This is a genomic window from Streptomyces sp. CNQ329 (assembly GCF_000482585.1).
Genome location: NZ_AXVU01000005.1, coordinates 95,946 through 113,908 on the forward strand (window position 1 = coordinate 95,946; position 17,963 = coordinate 113,908).

General features: G+C 75.0%; 17 protein-coding genes. 7 read left to right on the forward strand and 10 right to left on the reverse strand.

The genetic code is table 11. The features are described from left to right. Positions 1–149 precede the first annotated feature (149 nt). Positions 150–2,837 (forward strand): glycoside hydrolase family 84 protein, encoded by a 2,688-nt coding sequence (locus I003_RS0104400; RefSeq protein ID WP_027770398.1) that lies wholly within the window; start codon positions 150–152, stop codon positions 2,835–2,837. Between the two features lie 209 nt (positions 2,838–3,046). Here I003_RS0104400 and alc read toward each other — a convergent pair whose 3' ends face one another. Further along, positions 3,047–4,141 carry an allantoicase gene (alc, locus tag I003_RS0104405; RefSeq protein WP_027770399.1) on the reverse strand — a complete coding sequence of 365 codons (1,095 nt, stop codon included), beginning with the start codon at positions 4,139–4,141 and terminating at the stop codon, positions 3,047–3,049. Continuing rightward, the gene (gene allB / locus I003_RS0104410; protein WP_027770400.1) at positions 4,138–5,499 is read right to left on the reverse strand and encodes an allantoinase AllB; all 1,362 of its coding nucleotides are present in this window, start codon (positions 5,497–5,499) and stop codon (positions 4,138–4,140) included. The genes alc and allB overlap by 4 nt, the downstream gene beginning before the upstream one ends. A gap of 174 nt (positions 5,500–5,673) precedes the next feature. Here allB and I003_RS0104415 point away from each other — a divergent pair, with 174 nt between their 5' ends. From I003_RS0104415 to I003_RS0104430, 4 genes are all read left to right on the forward strand, one after another. Next, on the forward strand, positions 5,674–6,465 hold the full coding sequence (locus I003_RS0104415) for an IclR family transcriptional regulator (RefSeq protein ID WP_027770401.1): 792 nt from the start codon (positions 5,674–5,676) through the stop codon (positions 6,463–6,465). A 63-nt stretch (positions 6,466–6,528) separates the two neighbouring features. After that, entirely contained in the window at positions 6,529–7,179 is a 651-nt protein-coding gene (locus I003_RS0104420) for an NTP transferase domain-containing protein (RefSeq protein WP_051368081.1), read from the forward strand. Positions 7,180–7,345: 166 nt separating this feature from the next. Continuing rightward, a complete protein-coding gene (gene aceB / locus I003_RS0104425) occupies positions 7,346–8,947 on the forward strand; it encodes a malate synthase A (RefSeq protein ID WP_027770403.1) in 1,602 nt (533 codons plus the stop codon). A 65-nt stretch (positions 8,948–9,012) separates the two neighbouring features. Then, the gene (locus I003_RS0104430) at positions 9,013–9,765 is read left to right on the forward strand and encodes an SIS domain-containing protein (protein ID WP_051368082.1); all 753 of its coding nucleotides are present in this window, start codon (positions 9,013–9,015) and stop codon (positions 9,763–9,765) included. A gap of 196 nt (positions 9,766–9,961) precedes the next feature. Here the strand turns inward: I003_RS0104430 and I003_RS0104435 are convergent, their stop codons facing one another. The 6 genes from I003_RS0104435 to I003_RS0104460 are packed head-to-tail and all read right to left on the reverse strand — an operon-like array spanning position 9,962 to position 13,954. Further along, complete coding sequence (locus I003_RS0104435; RefSeq protein ID WP_027770405.1) at positions 9,962–11,338, reverse strand: 8-oxoguanine deaminase; 1,377 nt, start codon at positions 11,336–11,338, stop codon at positions 9,962–9,964. Positions 11,339–11,379: 41 nt separating this feature from the next. Further along, a complete protein-coding gene (gene pucL, locus I003_RS0104440) occupies positions 11,380–12,309 on the reverse strand; it encodes a factor-independent urate hydroxylase (protein ID WP_051368083.1) in 930 nt (309 codons plus the stop codon). Between the two features lie 3 nt (positions 12,310–12,312). Further along, positions 12,313–12,714, reverse strand: coding sequence for a hydroxyisourate hydrolase (gene uraH, locus I003_RS0104445; RefSeq protein ID WP_027770407.1), 402 nt, complete (start codon positions 12,712–12,714; stop codon positions 12,313–12,315). A 2-nt stretch (positions 12,715–12,716) separates the two neighbouring features. Continuing rightward, complete coding sequence (gene uraD / locus I003_RS0104450; RefSeq protein WP_027770408.1) at positions 12,717–13,229, reverse strand: 2-oxo-4-hydroxy-4-carboxy-5-ureidoimidazoline decarboxylase; 513 nt, start codon at positions 13,227–13,229, stop codon at positions 12,717–12,719. Positions 13,230–13,286: 57 nt separating this feature from the next. After that, the gene (locus tag I003_RS0104455) at positions 13,287–13,685 is read right to left on the reverse strand and encodes a helix-turn-helix domain-containing protein (protein WP_027770409.1); all 399 of its coding nucleotides are present in this window, start codon (positions 13,683–13,685) and stop codon (positions 13,287–13,289) included. After that, the gene (locus tag I003_RS0104460) at positions 13,682–13,954 is read right to left on the reverse strand and encodes a hypothetical protein (RefSeq protein WP_199784232.1); all 273 of its coding nucleotides are present in this window, start codon (positions 13,952–13,954) and stop codon (positions 13,682–13,684) included. Before I003_RS0104460 ends, I003_RS0104455 begins: the two co-directional genes overlap by 4 nt. A 139-nt stretch (positions 13,955–14,093) precedes the next feature. On the opposite strand from I003_RS0104460, the gene I003_RS31445 reads away from it, so the two are divergent. Together I003_RS31445 and I003_RS0104470 are read left to right on the forward strand one after the other, a co-directional pair. After that, positions 14,094–15,197, forward strand: coding sequence for an FAD-dependent monooxygenase (locus tag I003_RS31445; RefSeq protein ID WP_051368084.1), 1,104 nt, complete (start codon positions 14,094–14,096; stop codon positions 15,195–15,197). Positions 15,198–15,548: 351 nt separating this feature from the next. Continuing rightward, the gene (locus I003_RS0104470; protein ID WP_027770411.1) at positions 15,549–16,217 is read left to right on the forward strand and encodes a response regulator transcription factor; all 669 of its coding nucleotides are present in this window, start codon (positions 15,549–15,551) and stop codon (positions 16,215–16,217) included. Between the two features lie 51 nt (positions 16,218–16,268). Here the strand turns inward: I003_RS0104470 and I003_RS0104475 are convergent, their stop codons facing one another. After that, positions 16,269–16,931, reverse strand: a complete 663-nt coding sequence (locus tag I003_RS0104475; RefSeq protein ID WP_027770412.1) for a response regulator transcription factor — start codon at positions 16,929–16,931, stop codon at positions 16,269–16,271. Beyond that, positions 16,928–17,929 carry a histidine kinase gene (locus tag I003_RS0104480; protein ID WP_027770413.1) on the reverse strand — a complete coding sequence of 334 codons (1,002 nt, stop codon included), beginning with the start codon at positions 17,927–17,929 and terminating at the stop codon, positions 16,928–16,930. The genes I003_RS0104475 and I003_RS0104480 overlap by 4 nt, the downstream gene beginning before the upstream one ends. Between the last annotated feature and the right edge of the window lie 34 nt (positions 17,930–17,963).

The window sequence follows — 17,963 nt, forward strand, 5'->3', positions numbered from 1 at the left end:
AGAGGTCCGCGGGGCGCGGTACGGGCGCGCGGGGCGGACATGAGTCCATGGCCGGGCGCCGGTAAGTCCATTGCCTCCGGGGCGGGTCGGGGTGAGGCTCGACGGTGAGTGACGTGTGCACTACACCCCCGAGATCCCGGAGGTTCCGGATGCCCGTCCCCCGCCAGGCCGTCGTCGGCGCCGTGCTCCTGGCCCTGTGCCTGACCCCGCTCGCCGTCCCGCCGGCCGCCGGCGCGCCACCGCCGCCGGCCCGGCCCGGTGACATCAGCCCCGCCCCGCGCTCGGTGGAGGCGCGCGACGACAGCGTCACCGTGACCCGCACCGTCACCCTCGTCACCGGGCCCCAGCCGGACGGCCCGGCGCTCGCCGTCACCGAGCAGGCGCTGCGCGACGCCGGCGCCGGGGACGTACGCCGTACCGAAAACGCACCGCGGGAGGACCCCGGGCTCACCGTCTACCTCGGCGGCCCCGACGCCAACCCCGCCTCCGCCGCCGCCCTCGGCGCCTTGGGCGTCGACGGGCCCGCCGGGCTGCCCGCCGACGGCTACGTCCTGGCCGCCGGCGGCGACGGCCCGGGCAGCATCGTGCTGGCGGGCGCCGACGCCACCGGCACGTACTACGCCGCCCAGAGCCTGCGCCAGCTCCTCCCCCACCGCGACTCCCCCGGCACCCGCCTCGCCGGCACCGCCGTCCGCGACTGGCCGGGCACCGGCTGGCGCGGCGCCATCGAGGGCTTCTACGGCGTCCCCTGGTCCCACGAATCGCGCCTGGACCAGCTCTCCTTCTACGGCGAGCACAAGATGAACATCTACGTCTACTCCCCCAAGGACGACCCGTACCTGCGCGAACGCTGGCGCGAGCCGTACCCGGCGGACGAACTCGCGCGCATCGCCGAACTGGTCGAGCACGCCCGCGCCCACCACGTGGAGTTCACCTACGCACTCTCCCCGGGCCTGTCGGTCTGCTACAGCTCCGACGCGGACGTGCAGGCGCTGAACGACAAGTTCCAGACCCTGTGGGACATCGGCGTACGCACCTTCGCGGTGCCGCTGGACGACATCAGCTACACCGACTGGAACTGCGCCGCCGACGAGGAGCGCTTCGGCACCGGCGGCGGCGCCGCGGGCGCGGCCCAGGCGCACCTGCTCAACCGGGTCAACCGCGAGTTCGTCCGCACCCATGACGGCGCCGAGCCGCTGCAGACGGTGCCGACGGAGTACTACGACACCACCCCGTCCCCGTACAAGAAGGCGCTCGCCGAGCAGTTGGACGAGGACGTGCTGGTGGAGTGGACCGGCATCGGCGTCGTCGCACCCGTGATGACCGTCGCGCAGGCGCGCGACGCCCGCGAGGTCTTCGGCCACCCGATCCTGACCTGGGACAACTACCCGGTCAACGACTACGCGCAGCAGCGGCTGCTGCTCGGTCCGTTCCACGGCCGGGAGAAGGGCCTGCCGGGCGAGCTGGCCGGGATCACCGCCAACCCGATGAACCAGGCCGCCGCGTCGAAGATCGCGCTGTACACCGTCGCCGACTTCGCCTGGAACGACGCCGCCTACGACCCGCGGACGTCCTGGGCCGGGGCACTCGCCGAACTGGCCGGCGGCGACCGGCGGACGACCGCGGCGCTGCGGGCCTTCGCGGACGCCTCGTACGGCTCGGCGCTCAACCCCGGCCAGGCGCCGGAGCTGTCGGCGGCCATCGCCGCGTACGCGGACGGCGGCGGCGCGGGCGCCCTGGACGAGAAGCTGTCCGCCCTTCAGGCCGCGCCCGGCGTGCTGCGCGACCGGCTCCCCGACCGGGCGTTCGTCGAGGAGTCGGGCCCCTGGCTCGACGCCACCCGCGACTGGGGCACCGCCACCCGCACCGCCCTGCGGATGGTGGAGGCGGCCCGGGAGGGCGACGGCGGCCTCGCCTGGAAGCTGCGGCAGCGGCTGCCGGACCTGGTGGACCAGGCGACGTCGCACCTCTACACCGGACTCAACGGGCGCGAGGTGCCGGTCGTCGTCGGCGAGGGCGTGCTCGACGCCTTCGTCGCCGACGCCGCGGCGGCGCACGACCGCTCGCTCGGGCTGCCCCCACGGCCGAAGGGGGAGACGGACCTCGGCACGTACCAGGGCAACACCGTGGACCGGATGACGGACGGCGACGACACGACGTTCTTCTGGAGCGACGGCGCGCCGCGCCCCGGCTCGTGGGTGGGCGTGGACCTGCACGGCGAGCGCGAGATCGGCGAGGTCACGCTGGCGATGGCCAAGTCCGGCAGCCCGGACGACTACCTGGCGCAGGGCGTGCTGGAGTACTCCGCGGACGGCGAGACGTGGACGGAGCTGGCGGCCTTCTCCGGCACGCCGGACGTCGGGGCGACGGCACCGGAGGGCACCAGGGCGCGGTACGTGCGCGCCCGGTCGATGGCGGCGCAGGGCAACTGGCTGGTGGTGCGGGAGTTCACCGTCGCCGGCGGCGGCTCGACGACGACGTCCGGCGGCCCGCCGGCGGCCGAGGGCAGTTCCCTGGCCGCCGCCGCGGACGGCGACACCGCCTCCGTCTACCGCGCCGCCCGCGCCCCGCAGGCCGGTGAGGCGCTGGACGTCCGCTTCGCGGAGCCGCAACCGGCCGAGTCGCTGGCCGTGCTCCGCCCGCAGGACGCGCCGCACGCGGGCGCGACGGTGCAGGTACGCAACGAGCCGGACGGCCCGTGGCGCACGGCGGGCCCGCTCGCGGGCGCGTACACCGAACTCCGCGTGCCCGGCGGGGCGGTGGCCGAGGTCCGGCTGCGGTGGTCGGGCGGCGGGGCGGTTCCGCAGATCACGGACGTGGGGGTGATCGGCGACTGACCGCGTCACGCCCGGCGGCGGCCCCGGCGGTGAGAGGGGCCGCCGCCGGGCTCCGTCCCGGGTGGACGCGCGACCGCGGGTCCCGTGACCGCAGGTCCGCGGGGCCGGCTGGACCGGCCGGTCCGCTCGCGGAACGCCGCCGGGCGGCGCCCGGCACCCGGCGGCCTCAGCGGCCGGTGCACGTCCCGCCACCGCAGGAACCTTTCCCCTCAGCCGCCGGGGGGCTTGCCCTCCGGGGTCAGGCTTCCGTGCAGCCGCAGCCGCGAAATCCCCCCGTCCGGGTGGATGTCGATGCGCGCGTGCGTGCCGACCGCCGCCGTGGCGAGCACGAAGCGGTGGTTGGTGTCCGGCTGCAGCCGGGTGCGCGGCAGCACCTCCGTCCACGCACCGTCCTCCCCGTCCCGCACGGACACCGCGGCCCAGCCCGCCGCGTTGCCCAGCAGATACGCCGTGTCTATCTCCACCGCGCGGATCTCGCCGCGGCCCGCGAGCGCGTAGCGGATCCAGTCGTGGCCGTGGTCGCGGCGCCGCCGCGTCTCCCAGCCGTCGTCCATCTTCCGCGAGCGGCCCGGCCGGATGGTGTTGACGGGCGGCGAGTAGAAGCGGTCCGAGGCGTCCTCGACGCGGCCGCCGTGCTCCAGCGCGACGAGATCGAAGGTGCCGAGCGCCGCCAGCCACGCCGGGTCCGGAACGACCTCGCCGTGGACCCGCAGGCGCGCGATGCCCCCGTCGGGGTGCTGGCGCAGCCGCAGATGCGTCAGCCGCCGACCGCCGGAGACCGCGAAGCCGTTCGCGGCATGGCCGCCGACCGCCGTGCGGGGCACCAGCTCGGTCCACCGCACGCCGTCCGCAAGCAGATCCCCGGGGGACGGCGCGCCGGGGGCCTCCGTGCCCTCGACGCTCACGGACTGCGGGTGGTTGCCGCGGAAGTGGGCGGTGTCGACGACGATGCCCCGTACGACGCCGGGGGCGCCGAGGCGTATCAGCGCCCAGTCGTGGTCGTCCGCGGCCGGGTGCGGGGCCGCGGCGGTGGCACCGCGGCGGCGCCTGGTCTCCCAGCCGTCCATGACCTTGCCCTTGTGACCGAACGCCGCCGGGTCGAACTCCGCCCGCTCCGGCCGCAGCAGGTTCTCGCGCGGGGCGAAGAACTCGTCGTTCGCGGCGATCACCGCGCCGCCCAGGCGCCGGTCGGCGAGGTCCGGCAGGCCGGCGAAGGGGAAGTCGGCGGCCCGGTAGTCGGCGTAGGGGTCGCCACCGCCGTACGGGGCGGCGGCACCGGTGAAGCGGGGGATCTCGGCGCTCATGCCAGCTGTGGCCTTTCGTCCCGGTCGGTACGGCCGAGGAGCCGGCCGCGGGGTTCGGTGTGGACGCCGTCGTGGTGGACGCGGTGCCCGCGCAGCCAGGTGGCGCGTACGACGCCCTGCAGCCGCCGGCCCGCGTACGCGGTGACGCGGTTTTTGTGCTCCAGATCCGCGGGGTCGACGGTGAAGGAGGCGTCGGGGTCGAGGACGGCGAAGTCCGCGTCGCGGCCGGGCTCGATGGCGCCCTTGGCGGCGAGCCCGGCGAGCCGGGCGGGGCCCGCGGCCATCCACCGGACGACGTCGGCGAGGCCGTGGCCACGGCGGCGCGCCTCGGTCCACACCGCGGGCAGGCCGAGCTGGAGCGAGGAGATGCCGCCCCACGCGGTGGCGAAGTCGCCGGTCTTCAGCTCGGCGGTGGCCGGGGAGTGGTCGGAGACGACGCAGTCGAGGATGCCGTCGGCGAGGCCGGCCCACAGCAGGTCCCGGTTGCCGGACTCGCGGATGGGCGGGCAGCACTTGAACGCGGTGGCGCCGTCCGGGATCTCCTCCGCGGTCAGGGTGAGGAAGTGCGGGCAGGTCTCCGCGGTGACGGGCAGGCCGGCGCGGCGGGCGGCGGCCAGGGCGGGCAGCGCGTCGGCGGAGGAGAGGTGGAGGACGTGGACGCGGGTGCCGTGCCGCGCGGCGAGCGCGACGACCTGTTCGACGGCCCGGTTCTCGGCGGCGCGCGGGCGGGAGGCGAGGAAGCCGGCGTAGGCGCGGCCGGGGACCGGCGGGGCGCCGGCGAGCACGCCGGGGTCCTCGGCGTGGACGACGAGCAGCGCGCCGAGGCGGCCGGCCTCGGCGGCGGCGCGCTCCAGGTCCGCGCCGGCGAGAGGCGGGAACTCCTCGACGCCGGACGGGGAGAGGAAGCACTTGAAGCCGAAGACCCCGGCGGCGTGCAGGGGGGCGAGGTCGGCGGCGTTGCCGGGTATCGCCCCGCCCCAGAAGCCGACGTCGACGTGGGCCCGGGGCCGGGCCACGGCCCGCTTGACGGCGAGCGCCCGCGCGGTGGTGGTGGGCGGCAAGCTGTTGAGCGGCATGTCGATCAGGGTGGTGACGCCGCCGGCGGCGGCGGCCCGGGTGGCGGTGGCGAAGCCCTCCCATGCGGTGCGGCCGGGGTCGTTGACGTGCACGTGGGTGTCGACGAGGCCGGGCAGCAGCGCGTCGGCGCCGTAGTCCTCGGCGCGGGCGCCGGGCGGCGGGGCCGTGTCGTACGGCAGCACGGCGGCGATCCGGCCGCCGGCGACCGTGACGGCGGCGGGCCGCTCACCCTCGGGGGTGACGACGCGGCGTGAGCGCAGCACCAGTTCGACGTCGGGCACCCGGTCCCCTCTCGGCGGCTCCCTGTTTCAACGTTCTGTTGAAATGCACTGTCGCCGCGGGTGCCCGCCCCCGTCAAGGGCCGCCCGCCGGCCGGTTCGGCGGATTCCACATGCTGAAAGCCGGATTCCGGGCCGTTAAGCTGCGGTCCCACCCGTACGGAAGGAATCGCGAACGTGCCCCGCAGCACCGATGAGTCCAGGCCGCCCGCAGGCGGCGGCGTCCAGTCCCTGGAGCGCGCCTTCGACCTGCTGGAGCGGATGGCCGACGCGGGCGGCGAGGTGGGGCTGAGCGAGCTGGCCGGCAGCAGCGGGCTGCCGCTGCCGACGATCCACCGCCTCATGCGCACCCTGGTCGCCACCGGCTACGTACGCCAGCAGCCCAACCGCCGCTATGCGCTGGGGCCGCGGCTGATCCGGCTCGGTGAGAGCGCGTCCCGGCTGCTGGGCACCTGGGCCCGGCCGCATCTGGCGCGACTGGTGGAGGAAACCGGGGAGACCGCGAACATGGCACTGCTCGACGGCGACGAGGCCGTGTACGTGGCGCAGGTGCCGTCGCGGCACTCGATGCGGATGTTCACCGAAGTCGGGCGGCGGGTGCTGCCGCACTCGACCGGGGTCGGCAAGGCGCTGCTGGCGCATCTGCCGGACGAGGAAGTACGGGCCCTGCTGGCCCGCACCGGGATGGCGGCGGCGACGGAGCGGACGATCACCTCGCCGGACGCCTTCCTCAAGGCGCTGGCCGCCGTCCGTGCGGACGGCTACGCGGTGGACGACAACGAGCAGGAGATGGGCGTGCGCTGCCTGGCCGTCGCGGTGCCCGGCGCGCCGACGGCGGCGGCGGTCTCGATCTCCGGGCCGGCGGGACGGGTCACGGAGGCGGCGACCGAGCGGATCGTGCCGGTCCTGCAGGAGGTCGCGCGGGAGCTGTCGGCGGCCCTGACGGACGCGACCGCCGGCGCGGACTGAACCGGCGGCCGGACGGCCCGACCGCACGGCCGGTAGACCACACCACTGGGACGGGTACTTCAGATGAACGCTACTGCCGGATCTCCCGGCCCCGGCACCGCCGTCGCGGGTCTGCTGCTCGCCGCGGGCGGCGGGCGGCGGCTCGGCGGGCGGGCCAAGGCGCTGCTGCCGGCCGGAGCGGCCGGCCGGCCGCTGGTGGAGCGGGCGGCGGAAGCGCTGCGGGCGGCGGGCTGCGCGCCGGTGCACGTGGTGCTGGGGGCGGCGGAGGAGGCGGTACGGGCCGGAGCGCGGCTGTCCGGCTGCGTACCGGTGTCCAACCCGGACTGGGAATCGGGCATGGGTTCGTCGCTGCGCGCCGGACTGGCGTCGCTGGAGCCGACGGCCGCCGCGGCGGCGGTGGTGCTGCTGGTCGACCAGCCGCGCATCGGGTCCGCGGCCGTCGCCCGCGTCGCCGCCGCGTTCGCGCAGGGCGCCGAGCTGGCGGCGGCCACGTACGCCGGGGTGCGCGGCCATCCCGTGCTGCTGGGCCGCCGGCACTGGCCGGAGGTCGCGGCGGGCGCCACCGGCGACCGGGGGGCGCGTGACGTGCTGGCCCGCGCGGCGCGCCGGGGCGGACTGGCGCTGGTGGAGTGCGGCGACGTGGCCGCGCCCGACGACGTCGACACGGCCGCGGATCTGGCGCTGCTCGACGAGCCGCGGGCAGGCCGGCACTGAGCGCCGCCGTGCCCGCACCGACAAGCCTCTCGATATCAACAGACCGTTGAACTTCCGGCATAAGGAAACTATTCTCCACAAGCCAGAAGGGCTTGGAATCCGCTTCCGGCCGCCCACGCCACGTTCCGCCGCGCCCGGCACCCCGTGCCGCCAAGGAAGGACAGCCATGTCCGCAGTCGTCGCCGCCGCCGAGCCCGCGCCCCGCCAGGACGACGTCCTCACCGACGCCGCCCTCGCCTTCCTCGGCGAACTCCACCGCAGGTTCACCTCCCGCCGCGACGAACTGCTCGCCCGCCGTGCCGAACGCCGCGCGGCCGTCGCGCGCACCGCGACACTCGACTTCCTCCCCGAGACCGCGGACGTCCGCGCCGACGACACCTGGCGCGTCGCACCCGCGCCGCCCGCGCTTCAGGACCGCCGGGTGGAGATCACCGGCCCCACCGACCGCAAGATGACGATCAACGCCCTCAACTCCGGCGCCAAGGTCTGGCTCGCCGACTTCGAGGACGCCTCCGCGCCCACCTGGGAGAACGTCATCGGGGGCCAGGCCAACCTCGTCGACGCCTACGAGCGCCGCATCGACTTCACCGACCCGGCCTCCGGCAAGTCCTACGGCCTCAGGCCCGCCGCCGAACTGGCGACCGTCGTCACCCGGCCGCGCGGCTGGCACCTGGACGAGCGCCACCTCACCGTCGACGGCCGCCCCGTGCCGGGCGCGCTGGTCGACTTCGGGCTCTACTTCTTCCACAACGCCCGGCGCCTGATCGACCTCGGCAAGGGCCCGTACTTCTATCTGCCGAAGACCGAGTCCCACCTCGAAGCCCGGCTCTGGAACGACGTGTTCGTCTTCGCCCAGGACTACTGCGGCATCCCGCAGGGCACCGTGCGGGCCACCGTCCTGATCGAGACCATCACCGCCGCCTACGAGATGGAGGAGATCCTCTACGAGCTGCGTGACCACGCCTCCGGCCTCAACGCCGGCCGCTGGGACTACCTCTTCTCGATCGTGAAGAACTTCCGCGACGGCGGCGCGAAGTTCGTGCTCCCGGACCGCAACGCGGTGACGATGACGGCCCCGTTCATGCGCGCCTACACCGAACTCCTCGTGCGCACCTGCCACAAGCGCGGCGCGCATGCGATCGGCGGCATGGCGGCGTTCATCCCCTCCCGCCGGGACCCGGAGGTCAACGAAGTCGCCTTCGAGAAGGTCAAGGCCGACAAGGACCGCGAAGCCCACGACGGCTTCGACGGTTCCTGGGTCGCGCACCCCGACCTGGTGCCGATCGCCATGGAGTCGTTCGACGCGGTGCTCGGCGAACGGCCGCACCAGAAGGACCGGCTGCGCGAGGACGTGTCCGTGGCCGCCGCCGACCTGATCGCCGTCGACTCGCTGGACGCGAAGCCGACGTACCCGGGCCTGGTCAACGCCGTGCAGGTGGGCATCCGTTACATCGAGGCGTGGCTGCGGGGCCTGGGCGCGGTGGCCATCTTCAACCTCATGGAGGACGCGGCCACGGCGGAGATCTCGCGGTCGCAGATCTGGCAGTGGATCAACGCGGGCGTCGTCTTCGACGACGGCCGGCGGGTGACGGAGGAACTCGTCCGGAAGATCGCCGCGGAGGAGCTGTCGGCCCTCCGGGAGGAGCTGGGGGCGGAGGTGTTCGCGGCGGGCCGGTGGCAGCAGGCGCACGACCTGCTGCTCCAGGTGTCGCTGGACGCGGACTACGCGGACTTCCTCACCCTGCCCGCGTACGAACTGCTCGACTGACGCGCGCACTGCCCGCCCTCGCCCCCCTCTGGCGGAGCGGGGGCGGCACGTGGTCGCATGCTGCCATGACCGACGAGACAGAGGTTTCCCCGGGCACCGCCCGCGCCGCCGTCGCCGGCCGCTTCCGCGGCCTGCTCGACGACCTCGACCGGACCTCGGGGACGGCGGTCGCGGACGCGGCCACGCTGATCCTCGACGCCGTCGCCGCGGGCGGCCTGGTGTACGCGGCCGGGGCCGGGCACTCGCTGGCGATGGTCTGCGAGACGTTCTACCGGGCGGGCGGGCTGGCCTGCGTCCGGCCCGTGTGGGACCCGGAGATCCTGCCGCTGAACGGCGCGACCGCCAGCACGGCCGCGGAGCGGCGGCCGGGCTCGGGGCGGGCGGTGGTGGAACGGGTGCGGCCGGGCCCTCAGGACGTGGTGGTGGTCTTCTCCACCAGCGGCCGTAACCCGTACCCGGTGGAGATCGCGCAGGAGTGCATCGCCCGCGGGGTGCCGGTGATCGCCGTGACGTCGATGCCGGCCTCGGCGAGCGCAACGGCGCGGTCCAGCACGAGGCTGGCGGACCACGCGACGGTGGTGCTCGACACCCGCGTGCCGCCGGGCGACGTGGTGCATCCGCCGGAGTCGCCGCACACGGCGGCGGTGTCGACGGTGCTGGGGGCGTATATGTGGGCATTGCTGCTGGCGGAGCTGGACGAGCGGGCGGCGGAGCGGGGGGTGGAGCTGCCGCGGTGGGTGAGTGCGAACGTCCCGGGCGGGGACGAGGCGAACCGGCGCAACTTCACCCGCTACGGGGGCCGCATCCCGGAGCTGTGACGGCGCGGCGGTCCGGGGGTGCTCCCCCGGCCCCGCCCGTTTTCGGCGCCCCGTCGCCGCGCCGACGGGGCGCCGCTCAGAACCCCGCGCGGCTTCCCCCGGGGGCTCTGCGGCAGGCCCCGGTCTCCGGGCTCCACGCCCGCCGCGGGGCAGGGTGCCGGGCCGGGCCGTCCCCCCGGCCGGGGGTTCCGTTCCGTCAGTCCCCCGCCGCCAGCCGGGCCAGCCGCCTCGCCTGCCGCCTGGTCTCTCCCGCCACCGTCTCCTCGTCGACCGTGACCAGCCGGCCCTCCTGCACCACCGGCTCCCCGTCGACCAGCGACAGCGTCACCGGCGCCGGGGCCCCCAGGACCAGCGCCGCCACCGGGTCCGCGATGGACGCGTGGGCCAGGCCGTCGAGTTTCCACAGCACCAGATCGGCCAGCTTGCCCGGCTCCAGCGAGCCGATCGCGTCCGCGCGGCCCAGGACCCGGGCGCCGCCGTACGTGCCGAGGCGGAGCGCCTGGCGGGCCGTCAGGGCCTTCTCCCGGTGCGCGCCGAGCCGGTTGATGAGCAGCGCGTTGCGCAGCTCCGTGTGCAGCTCGCCGGATTCGTTCGACGCGCTGCCGTCCACGCCCAGGCCGACCGGGATGCCCGCCGCCAGCATGTCCGGGACGCGGGCGATGCCCGCGGCCAGGCGGGCGTTGGACGACGGGCAGTGGGCGACGCCGGTGCGGGTACGGGCGAAGGCGGCGATGTCGGTGTCGGTCATGTGGACGCAGTGGGCCATCCACACGTCGTCGCCGAGCCAGCCCGTGGACTCGAAGTAGCGCGTCGGCCCCATGCCGAACCGTTCGTGGCAGAACTTCTCCTCCTCCACCGTCTCGCTGCCGTGCGTGTGCAGCCGAACACCCTTGCGCCGGCCCAGCTCCGCGCCCTGGCGCAGCAGTTCCGTGGAGATGGAGAACGGTGAGCAGGGCGCCGCCGCGACCTGCACCATCGCGTCGTACGCGGGGTCGTGGTACGCATCGATGACCGCTTCCGTGGCCGCCAGCGCGCCGTCCAGCGTCTCGACCGCGAAGTCCGGCGGCAGGCCGCCGTCCTTCTCGCCGAGGTCCATCGAGCCGCGGGCGAAGGTGAAGCGGACGCCCGTCTCGCGGGCGGCGCGGATGATGGCGCCGGCCAGGTCGCCCGCGCCGCGCGGGTAGACGTAGTGGTGGTCCGATGCGGTGGTCACACCGCCGCGCGCGAGCATCGCGAGCGAGCCCTGCGCCGCGGCGTGGCACATCGGCTCGTCGATGCGCGCCCAGGTGGGGTAGAGCGCGACGAGCCAGTCGAAGAGGTGGGCGTCCTGCGCGAGGCCGCGGGTGAGCCACTGGTAGAAGTGGTGGTGGGTGTTGACGAGTCCGGGCGTGGCCAGATGGCCGGTGGCGTCGATCCGGCGCGTGACCCCCGTCAGCCCGGCCGGTGCCGGGCCAGCGCCCACCGACTCGATGCGGTTGTCCGCGATGACGAGATGCCCGGAGGCGTACTCCGTGTCGTCGGCGTCCACGGTGGCGATGGCGCAGTTCTCGACGACGGTGCGGCGTGCTGCCATGGGTTCCTCGGCTTCCTGGACCGCGCGGCGGGGGCCGGCGGTCAGAGGTTGGTCATGTCGTCGGGTATCCGGGCGTCCGCACCGTCGCGCAGAACGGTTGCCTCGATCAGACCGTACGGGCGGTCGGCGGCGAAGTAGACGGCGCCGTCGGCGGCGTCGTTTTTCAGCCCGAAGGGCTCAAGGTCGACACGGAAGTGATGCTTGTTGGGCAGGGAGAAGCGGATCTCCTCGATCTCGGGGCGGTGTTCGACGACCCGTGCGCCCATGGCGTACAGGCTCTGCTGCAGCGAGAGCGAGTAGGTGTCGGCGAAGGCGCCAAGGAGGTGCTTCGCGGTCTGCTCGTACGACTCGTCCCAGCCCGGCGGCTCCGCACCGGCGCCGGTCCAGCGGTGCCGCCACCAGGCGGAGACCTCGGTGGCGAGGATGCGGTCGTGGTCCTCCTGGAGCGTGGTGTACGCGTCCTTGGCGAAGCCCCGGAACTCCGAGGCGGTGGTGTTCATGACGACCAGGTCCTTGAGCCCGCTCAGCACCTCGACGTGCTCGCCGTCGAAGGCGACCTGGGCGACGCGGGTCTCCCGGCCGCGGCGTACGAAGGAGTGGCCGACGGGGGCGTCGATCCGCTCCCAGGCGTACTCCTCGACCCGGATGCGGGCGCGGTGGATCGGCTCCTGGGTGGCGGTGAAGTGGCGGGCGAGGTGGACGGCGAACGCCTCGGGGGACGCGATGCCGTACCTCTTGGCGAAGGCGTACACCGTGTTCTTGGTGGTGTCGGTGGGAAGCACGTGGGTGTTGGTGCCGGAGTAGTGGACCTCGTCCATGTCGCCGGCCAGCGCGACGGAGACGTTGAGGTCCCGGACATGGTGGGTGCCGCCGTCGCGGGTGACCTTGACGACACGGGTCTCGGCCTTGCCGTACTGGTTCCGGCCGAGCACCGCGCGGCGGGCCCGGGCGGGCTGGAGGCGGTCTGCCATCTGCTAGCTCCCTCGGTATACGGAGTAGCCGAACGGGGTGAGCAGCAGCGGCACGTGATAATGCTCGCCGGGGCGGACGGCGAAGACCACCGCCACCTCCGGGAAGAACGGGCCGCTGTCCCGGTGCGCGGGGGCGTCCTGCGGGTCCTCGGCTCCCGGTTCGCTGAGATACGGGCCGGTGGCGAAGACCAGCCGTACGTGGGTGGTGCCCGCCGGCAGCGCCGGGAGGTCCCGGACGCGGCCGTCGGCGTCGGTGGCGGAGGCGGCGTGGGCGGTCCAGCCGCCGGTGTCCGCGTCGCCCGTTCCGCCGGCCGCGACGAAGAGTTCGACGGCGACCCCGGCCGCGGGCCGGCCGACGCTGGTGTCCAGGATGTGTGTGGAGACGGACGTGGCGCCGGCGCTCATGGTCAGGCTCCTTCTGCTTCGACGAGGCGGGTCAGCCGGATACGGTTGATCTTGCCCAGCTCGCCGCGCACGATCTCCCGCTCCCGCTCCGGCGGGTTGTCCAGCCGCGTGCGCAGCGCGTCGCGCATCCGCCCGGCGCTCAGGCCCGTCGCACAGATCAGGAAGACGTGCCCGAAGCGTTCCTGGTACGCGAGGTTCAGCTCCCGCACCTCCGTTCGCAGCGCCTCCGGCGCCCTCGCCATGCCCCGCTGCTCGTGCGCCGAGACGGGATCGCCCGGCCGCGGCCGGCCGATGGGCGGGTGGCCGGCCATCGCCTCGGCCAGCCCCGCGTCGTCGAGCGCGGCGAGGGCGCCGTCGGCCGCGTCGTACAGCCCGGCGGGGTCCGGATAGGGCCGGCCGGCGGCGACGGCCGCGACCCAGGGGCCGGCCGCGCACACCTCGTGCAGCAGAGCGGCAACGGCCTGGTCACCGGCGGAGTTGAGCCGGGCGAGGCCCGGCGGAACGCGCGAAGTCACAGCCGCAAGCTATGAGCCCCGGCGCATCGCGTCAACAGTTTGTTGAATTTTCGTGGGTCAGCCAGGACGGCCGCTCTCCCGCGGCCGGCCCTGCCCGGCCTCCCGGTTCAGGTAGTTGTAGATGGTGAACCTGCTGACGCCCAGCGCGCCGGCGACCGTCTCCACCCCGTGCCGCACGGAGAACGCGCCGCGGGTCTCCAGGACCCGTACGACCTGCTGCTTCGTCCGGCGGTCGAGGCGGGCGAGCGGCACGCCGTGGCGGCGCTCCAGCTCCGCGAGCATGTGGTCCAGCGAGTCCGCCAGATGCGGCAGCCGGACCGCCACCACCTCCCGGCCCTCCCAGGACAGCACGACGTCGTCGCCTCCGGCCGCCTCCGGCGGGACCAGTTCCCCGCCCATCGCGTCGACCAGCGGCTTGACCGCGGCGACGAACGGGTGGTCCGCGGGCACCGTCATGCGCCGTCCTTTCCGGTCTCCTCCGGCGCGTCCCCGACGACGCTCACCTGCAGCGAGATACGGGTCGCCCCGGACGCCAGGGACCTGCGCAGCAGTTCGTCGACCGCGTCGAGCACGACCTCCGCGCCGCCCTCCGCGCTGTTGCCGAACGGGCCGACGTCCACGGTGTCCAGCTCCGCCGACTCCACCAGATCCCGGGCCGCCACCGCGTGCGGCGGGGGCTCCTCCAGGTCGAACGGCTCGGTCGTGAACTCCACCCTGAGTCGCATCCGAGCAGCATACGTGCCCGGTCACGGCGTCGAGGCAGGCCGGGCGGCGCCGGGGCGCCGCTCCCAGGTGCCCGGGACAGCGGGTTGCCTAGCGTAGCCGCGTGATTCCGGGAGGTAACCCATGACAAGGACCCCGCGGGTGGCTGTCGCAGGCGCCGGGCTCGGCGGGCTCGCCGCCGCGGCGGCACTCGTCCGGCAGGGCCTGGAGGTCACCGTCTACGAACAGCGCCCCCGGCTGCCGGAGGACGAGACCGCCCTGCACCTGGCGCCGAACGGCAGCCGCATCCTCCAGCGCTGGGGCCTGGGCGCACAGTTGCTCGCGCTCGCCGTGCAGCCGGTCGCGATGGAGTTCCGCAACTGGAACGACGGCTCGCTCACCTGGCGGCAGCCGCTCGGCAGAATGGGCCCGGGAGCCTTCGCGGCCCCGTACTGCACGCTGCTCACCGACGAGTTGTACGACCTGCTCCTGGCCCGGCTGCCGCAGGAGCGCATCCGGCTGGGCCGCAGGCTCTCCGGATTCACGGAGTCGGCTGACCGCGTGGAACTGGAGTTCGCGGACGGGGGCAGCGCGACGGCGGACGTGCTGGTGGGCGCCGACGGCGTGCGCTCACTGGTGCGTTCCCGGCTGATCGGCACGCCCCGGCGCGTCTACCACGGCACCACCGCCTACAGCGGTGCGCTGCAGGCCGACGACGTGCCGGGGCTGGCCCGCGACCGGGTCACGGTGTGGCTCGGCCCGGAATCCCGCATGGTGGGCGCCCCGGTGGTGCAGGGCGAACAGCTCGGCTTCGTCGCCGTAGTGCCGTCCCGCACCCGTACGCCCCCGCAGCGCCCGGCGCATGGCCGGCCCGCCGCACTGGCGTCGGACTTCGGCGGCTGGGCGCCGGACGTCAAGGCGATCACCGCCGCCGCGGGCGGCATACGGTCGTGGACGCCGTACGACCACGCTCCGCTCAAGCGGTGGAGCAGCCGGCGCGTCACGCTCCTCGGCGACGCAGCGCACCCGATGCTGCCGTACCTCGGGCAGGGAGTCAGCCAGTGCCTGGAGGACGCCGTGGCCCTCGCCCACCACCTGGCCACGGCCCCCGCCCCGGCGCAGGCGCTGCGCCGGTACGAGGCGCTGCGGCTGCCGCACACCGCCCGGGTGCAGCTCGGCTCGCGCGCCAACGCGTTCCGGCCGGCGGCCGTACCGGACATCACCTGGGCGCAGGTCTACGACATCGAGGAACACCTGCCGGGCTGACGGCAGGCCACGACTCCGGCGCCCCGTCTGGGGGGCGGGGCGCCGGGAAGGACGGCCCGGGGGTCGGCACCGGGCCATACGGCCCGCGGGCGGCAGGCGGCGGCGCGGCGAGGGGTGCGACTGGGCCTCGCATCGGCTCCCCGCCCTCCCCCGGCCCTCCGCGCCCGCCACGCCGGTCCGAGACGGCGTGCGGCCCCCGCGGAACTCGCGGGCCGCAGGGACCCCTTCCCCCGTTGTCGCGTGGCGGGGGAAGGGGTCCGCCCCTGGCCGGAGTTGCACCCCCCGTGACGAGCCGGTGACGCACCGCCGGTATCGTCACGCCCGCAGGGGCCGGGGACGGGGCGTGTATACATGTCGATCCGAGTCGTGGTCGCCGACGACCAGGCGCTGCTACGCGGAAGCTTCCGGGTGCTGGTCGAGACGGCGCCCGGACTCAGCGTGGTGGGCGAGGCGGCCACCGGTGCGGAGGCCGTCGGTATGGCGGCGGCGGAGCTGCCGGACGTGGTGCTGATGGACGTGCGGATGCCGGAGGTCGACGGCATCGAGGCGACGCGGCAGATCTGCGGCTCCGCCGGGACGGCCGGTGTCCGGGTGCTGATCCTGACGATGTTCGACCTCGACGAGTACGTGTACGGGGCCCTGCGCGCGGGCGCGAGCGGCTTCCTCCTCAAGGACACCCCGCCGGCGGAGTTGCTGCGCGCGATACGCGTCGTCGCGCGCGGGCAGGCGCTGCTGGCACCGTCGGTGACGCAGCGCCTGATCCGCCACTTCAGCCGGCTGCCGGAGCCGCTGCCCGACCTGCCGCGGGACCTGACGCGGGTGACGGTGCGGGAGCAGGAGGTGCTGGTGCTGGTGGCCCGCGGTCTGGCGAACGGGGAGATCGCGGACCGGCTGGGGCTGAGCCTGCCGACGGTGAAGTCGCACGTGAGCCACCTGCTGACGAAACTACACGCCCGGGACCGCATCCAACTGGTCATCACCGCCTACGAAACCGGCCTGGTGACCCCCTCCCGCCGCTGATCCCCTCCGGGGCGGATCCGGGCGGACACCCACCCCGGGACCCACCGCACCTCACTCCCCCAGACCCGCCTCCCGGGCACGCAGCATCGCCGCGATCCGGTCCCGCACACCCAGCTTCGTGAAGATGTTCGAGATGTGGTTCCGCACCGTTTTCTCCGACAGCACCAGCTCCCGCGCGATCCGCCGGTTGTTGTAGCTGCGCGCGATCAGGTCCAGCACCTCCCGCTCCCGCTGCGTCAACTGCGGGAACGCGCGCCCCGCCGGCACCGTATGCAGCGCCGAGAAGTACCGGCTCAGCCGCTCCGCCACCGCCGGGCTGAAGACCGCGCCGCCCCCCGCCACACACCGCACCGCCCCGAGCAGCTCCGCCCGCGACGCGCCCTTGTCCAGATACCCGTACGCACCCGCGCGCAGCGCCGCGACCACCGCGTCGTCCTCCACCGACGCCGACATCACCAGCACCCGCGGCGCCGGCCCGCCGCGGCGCGAGGAATGGAGCCGCCGCGTCGCCTCCACCCCCGAACACCCCGGCAGATGCAGGTCCATCAGCACCACGTCCACCCGCACGTCCGGCTCCGCCAGCGCCGTCAGCGCGTCCTCACCCGCCCCCGACTCGCCCGCGATCTCCAGGTCCGGCACGTTCTCCAGCGCCACCCGCACCCCGTCCCGGAACACCGGGTGGTCGTCCACGACGTACACCCGCACCGCGCTCATCCCTGCCCGCCCGGCAGCAGCGCGCGCACCAGCGTGCCGTGCGGCAGGTCCGTCCGCGGCAGGATCCGCAGCGTGCCGCCCACCTCCTCCGCGCGCCGGGCCATCGACGCGATGCCCAGGCCGAGCGGGCGCCGCGGCGGGCGGCCGGGGCCGTCGTCGGCGATGTCCAGGCGCAGCGCCGTGGCCGAGGTCCACACCCCGAGCTGGACGGTACGGGCAGCGGCGTGCCGCAGCGCGTTGGTCAGCCCCTCGGCGGCGATGCGGTACGCGGCGACCTCCACCGCCGGGTGCAGCGCGCACAGCCGCCGCGGCACAAGAGTCCGTACCTCCGTGCCTGTGCCGTCGTGGCGGTCGGCGAGCCGGACGAGCGCTCCGGCGAGTCCGGCCTCTGCCAGGTCGGGGGGCCGCAGGTCGTCGATGACCGAGCGGATCTCGGCGGTGATGCCGGCGGCCGTGCGGGCGGCGTCGTCGACGAGCCGGCGCCCCCGGGGCTCGTGCGCGAGCAGTTCCGCCGCCGTCTCCAGCCGCAGCCGGATGCTGGCGAGGTTGCCGCCGAGACCGTCGTGCAGGTCGCGGCGGAGCCGGTGCCGCTCGGCCTCGCGGGCGGCGACGACCTGGTCGCCGCTGCGGCGCAGCTCCTCGCGCAGCACCAGAGCCGCGACCATCGGGGAGAGCTGGTCCACGTACGTGTCGAGGCCGCAGCCGCGCGGCGGCGCGTAGAAGCTGAACACCCCGTAGACCTCGCCCTGGTGGACCAGCGGCCGGCGCACGGCCGGCGCCGTGGACTCTCCGGCGCGGGCGCGGCAGCCGTCCGCGGCTCCTCTCCGCAGCGTGCGCAGGGCGGCGCCGGCCGCGCCGAGGTGGGCGACCGCCAGCTCGCAGGCCAGCGCGGCCGCCTCCGCCGGCCGCACGTCGTCGCGTATCCGTGCGGCGAGTAATCGCAACGCGGCCTGGGGGCCCGGCTCGGGGCGCTCCTCCACCGCGGCATGGGTCTCCACCGTGTCACCATCGCTTCCCCCCCGTCGCCTGTGC

What these genes read in the sequence shown, in the direction of transcription:
- I003_RS0104400 (WP_027770398.1), top strand. Translation starts at nt 150, where the DNA reads ATGCCCGTCCCCCGCCAGGCCGTCGTCGGCGCCGTGCTCCTGGCCCTG.
- alc (WP_027770399.1), bottom strand. Translation starts at nt 4,141, where the DNA reads ATGAGCGCCGAGATCCCCCGCTTCACCGGTGCCGCCGCCCCGTACGGC.
- I003_RS0104420 (WP_051368081.1), top strand. Translation starts at nt 6,529, where the DNA reads ATGAACGCTACTGCCGGATCTCCCGGCCCCGGCACCGCCGTCGCGGGT.
- aceB (WP_027770403.1), top strand. Translation starts at nt 7,346, where the DNA reads ATGTCCGCAGTCGTCGCCGCCGCCGAGCCCGCGCCCCGCCAGGACGAC.
- I003_RS0104430 (WP_051368082.1), top strand. Translation starts at nt 9,013, where the DNA reads ATGACCGACGAGACAGAGGTTTCCCCGGGCACCGCCCGCGCCGCCGTC.
- I003_RS0104435 (WP_027770405.1), bottom strand. Translation starts at nt 11,338, where the DNA reads ATGGCAGCACGCCGCACCGTCGTCGAGAACTGCGCCATCGCCACCGTG.
- pucL (WP_051368083.1), bottom strand. Translation starts at nt 12,309, where the DNA reads ATGGCAGACCGCCTCCAGCCCGCCCGGGCCCGCCGCGCGGTGCTCGGC.
- uraH (WP_027770407.1), bottom strand. Translation starts at nt 12,714, where the DNA reads ATGAGCGCCGGCGCCACGTCCGTCTCCACACACATCCTGGACACCAGC.
- I003_RS0104455 (WP_027770409.1), bottom strand. Translation starts at nt 13,685, where the DNA reads ATGACGGTGCCCGCGGACCACCCGTTCGTCGCCGCGGTCAAGCCGCTG.
- I003_RS0104460 (WP_199784232.1), bottom strand. Translation starts at nt 13,954, where the DNA reads ATGCGACTCAGGGTGGAGTTCACGACCGAGCCGTTCGACCTGGAGGAG.
- I003_RS0104470 (WP_027770411.1), top strand. Translation starts at nt 15,549, where the DNA reads ATGTCGATCCGAGTCGTGGTCGCCGACGACCAGGCGCTGCTACGCGGA.
- I003_RS0104475 (WP_027770412.1), bottom strand. Translation starts at nt 16,931, where the DNA reads ATGAGCGCGGTGCGGGTGTACGTCGTGGACGACCACCCGGTGTTCCGG.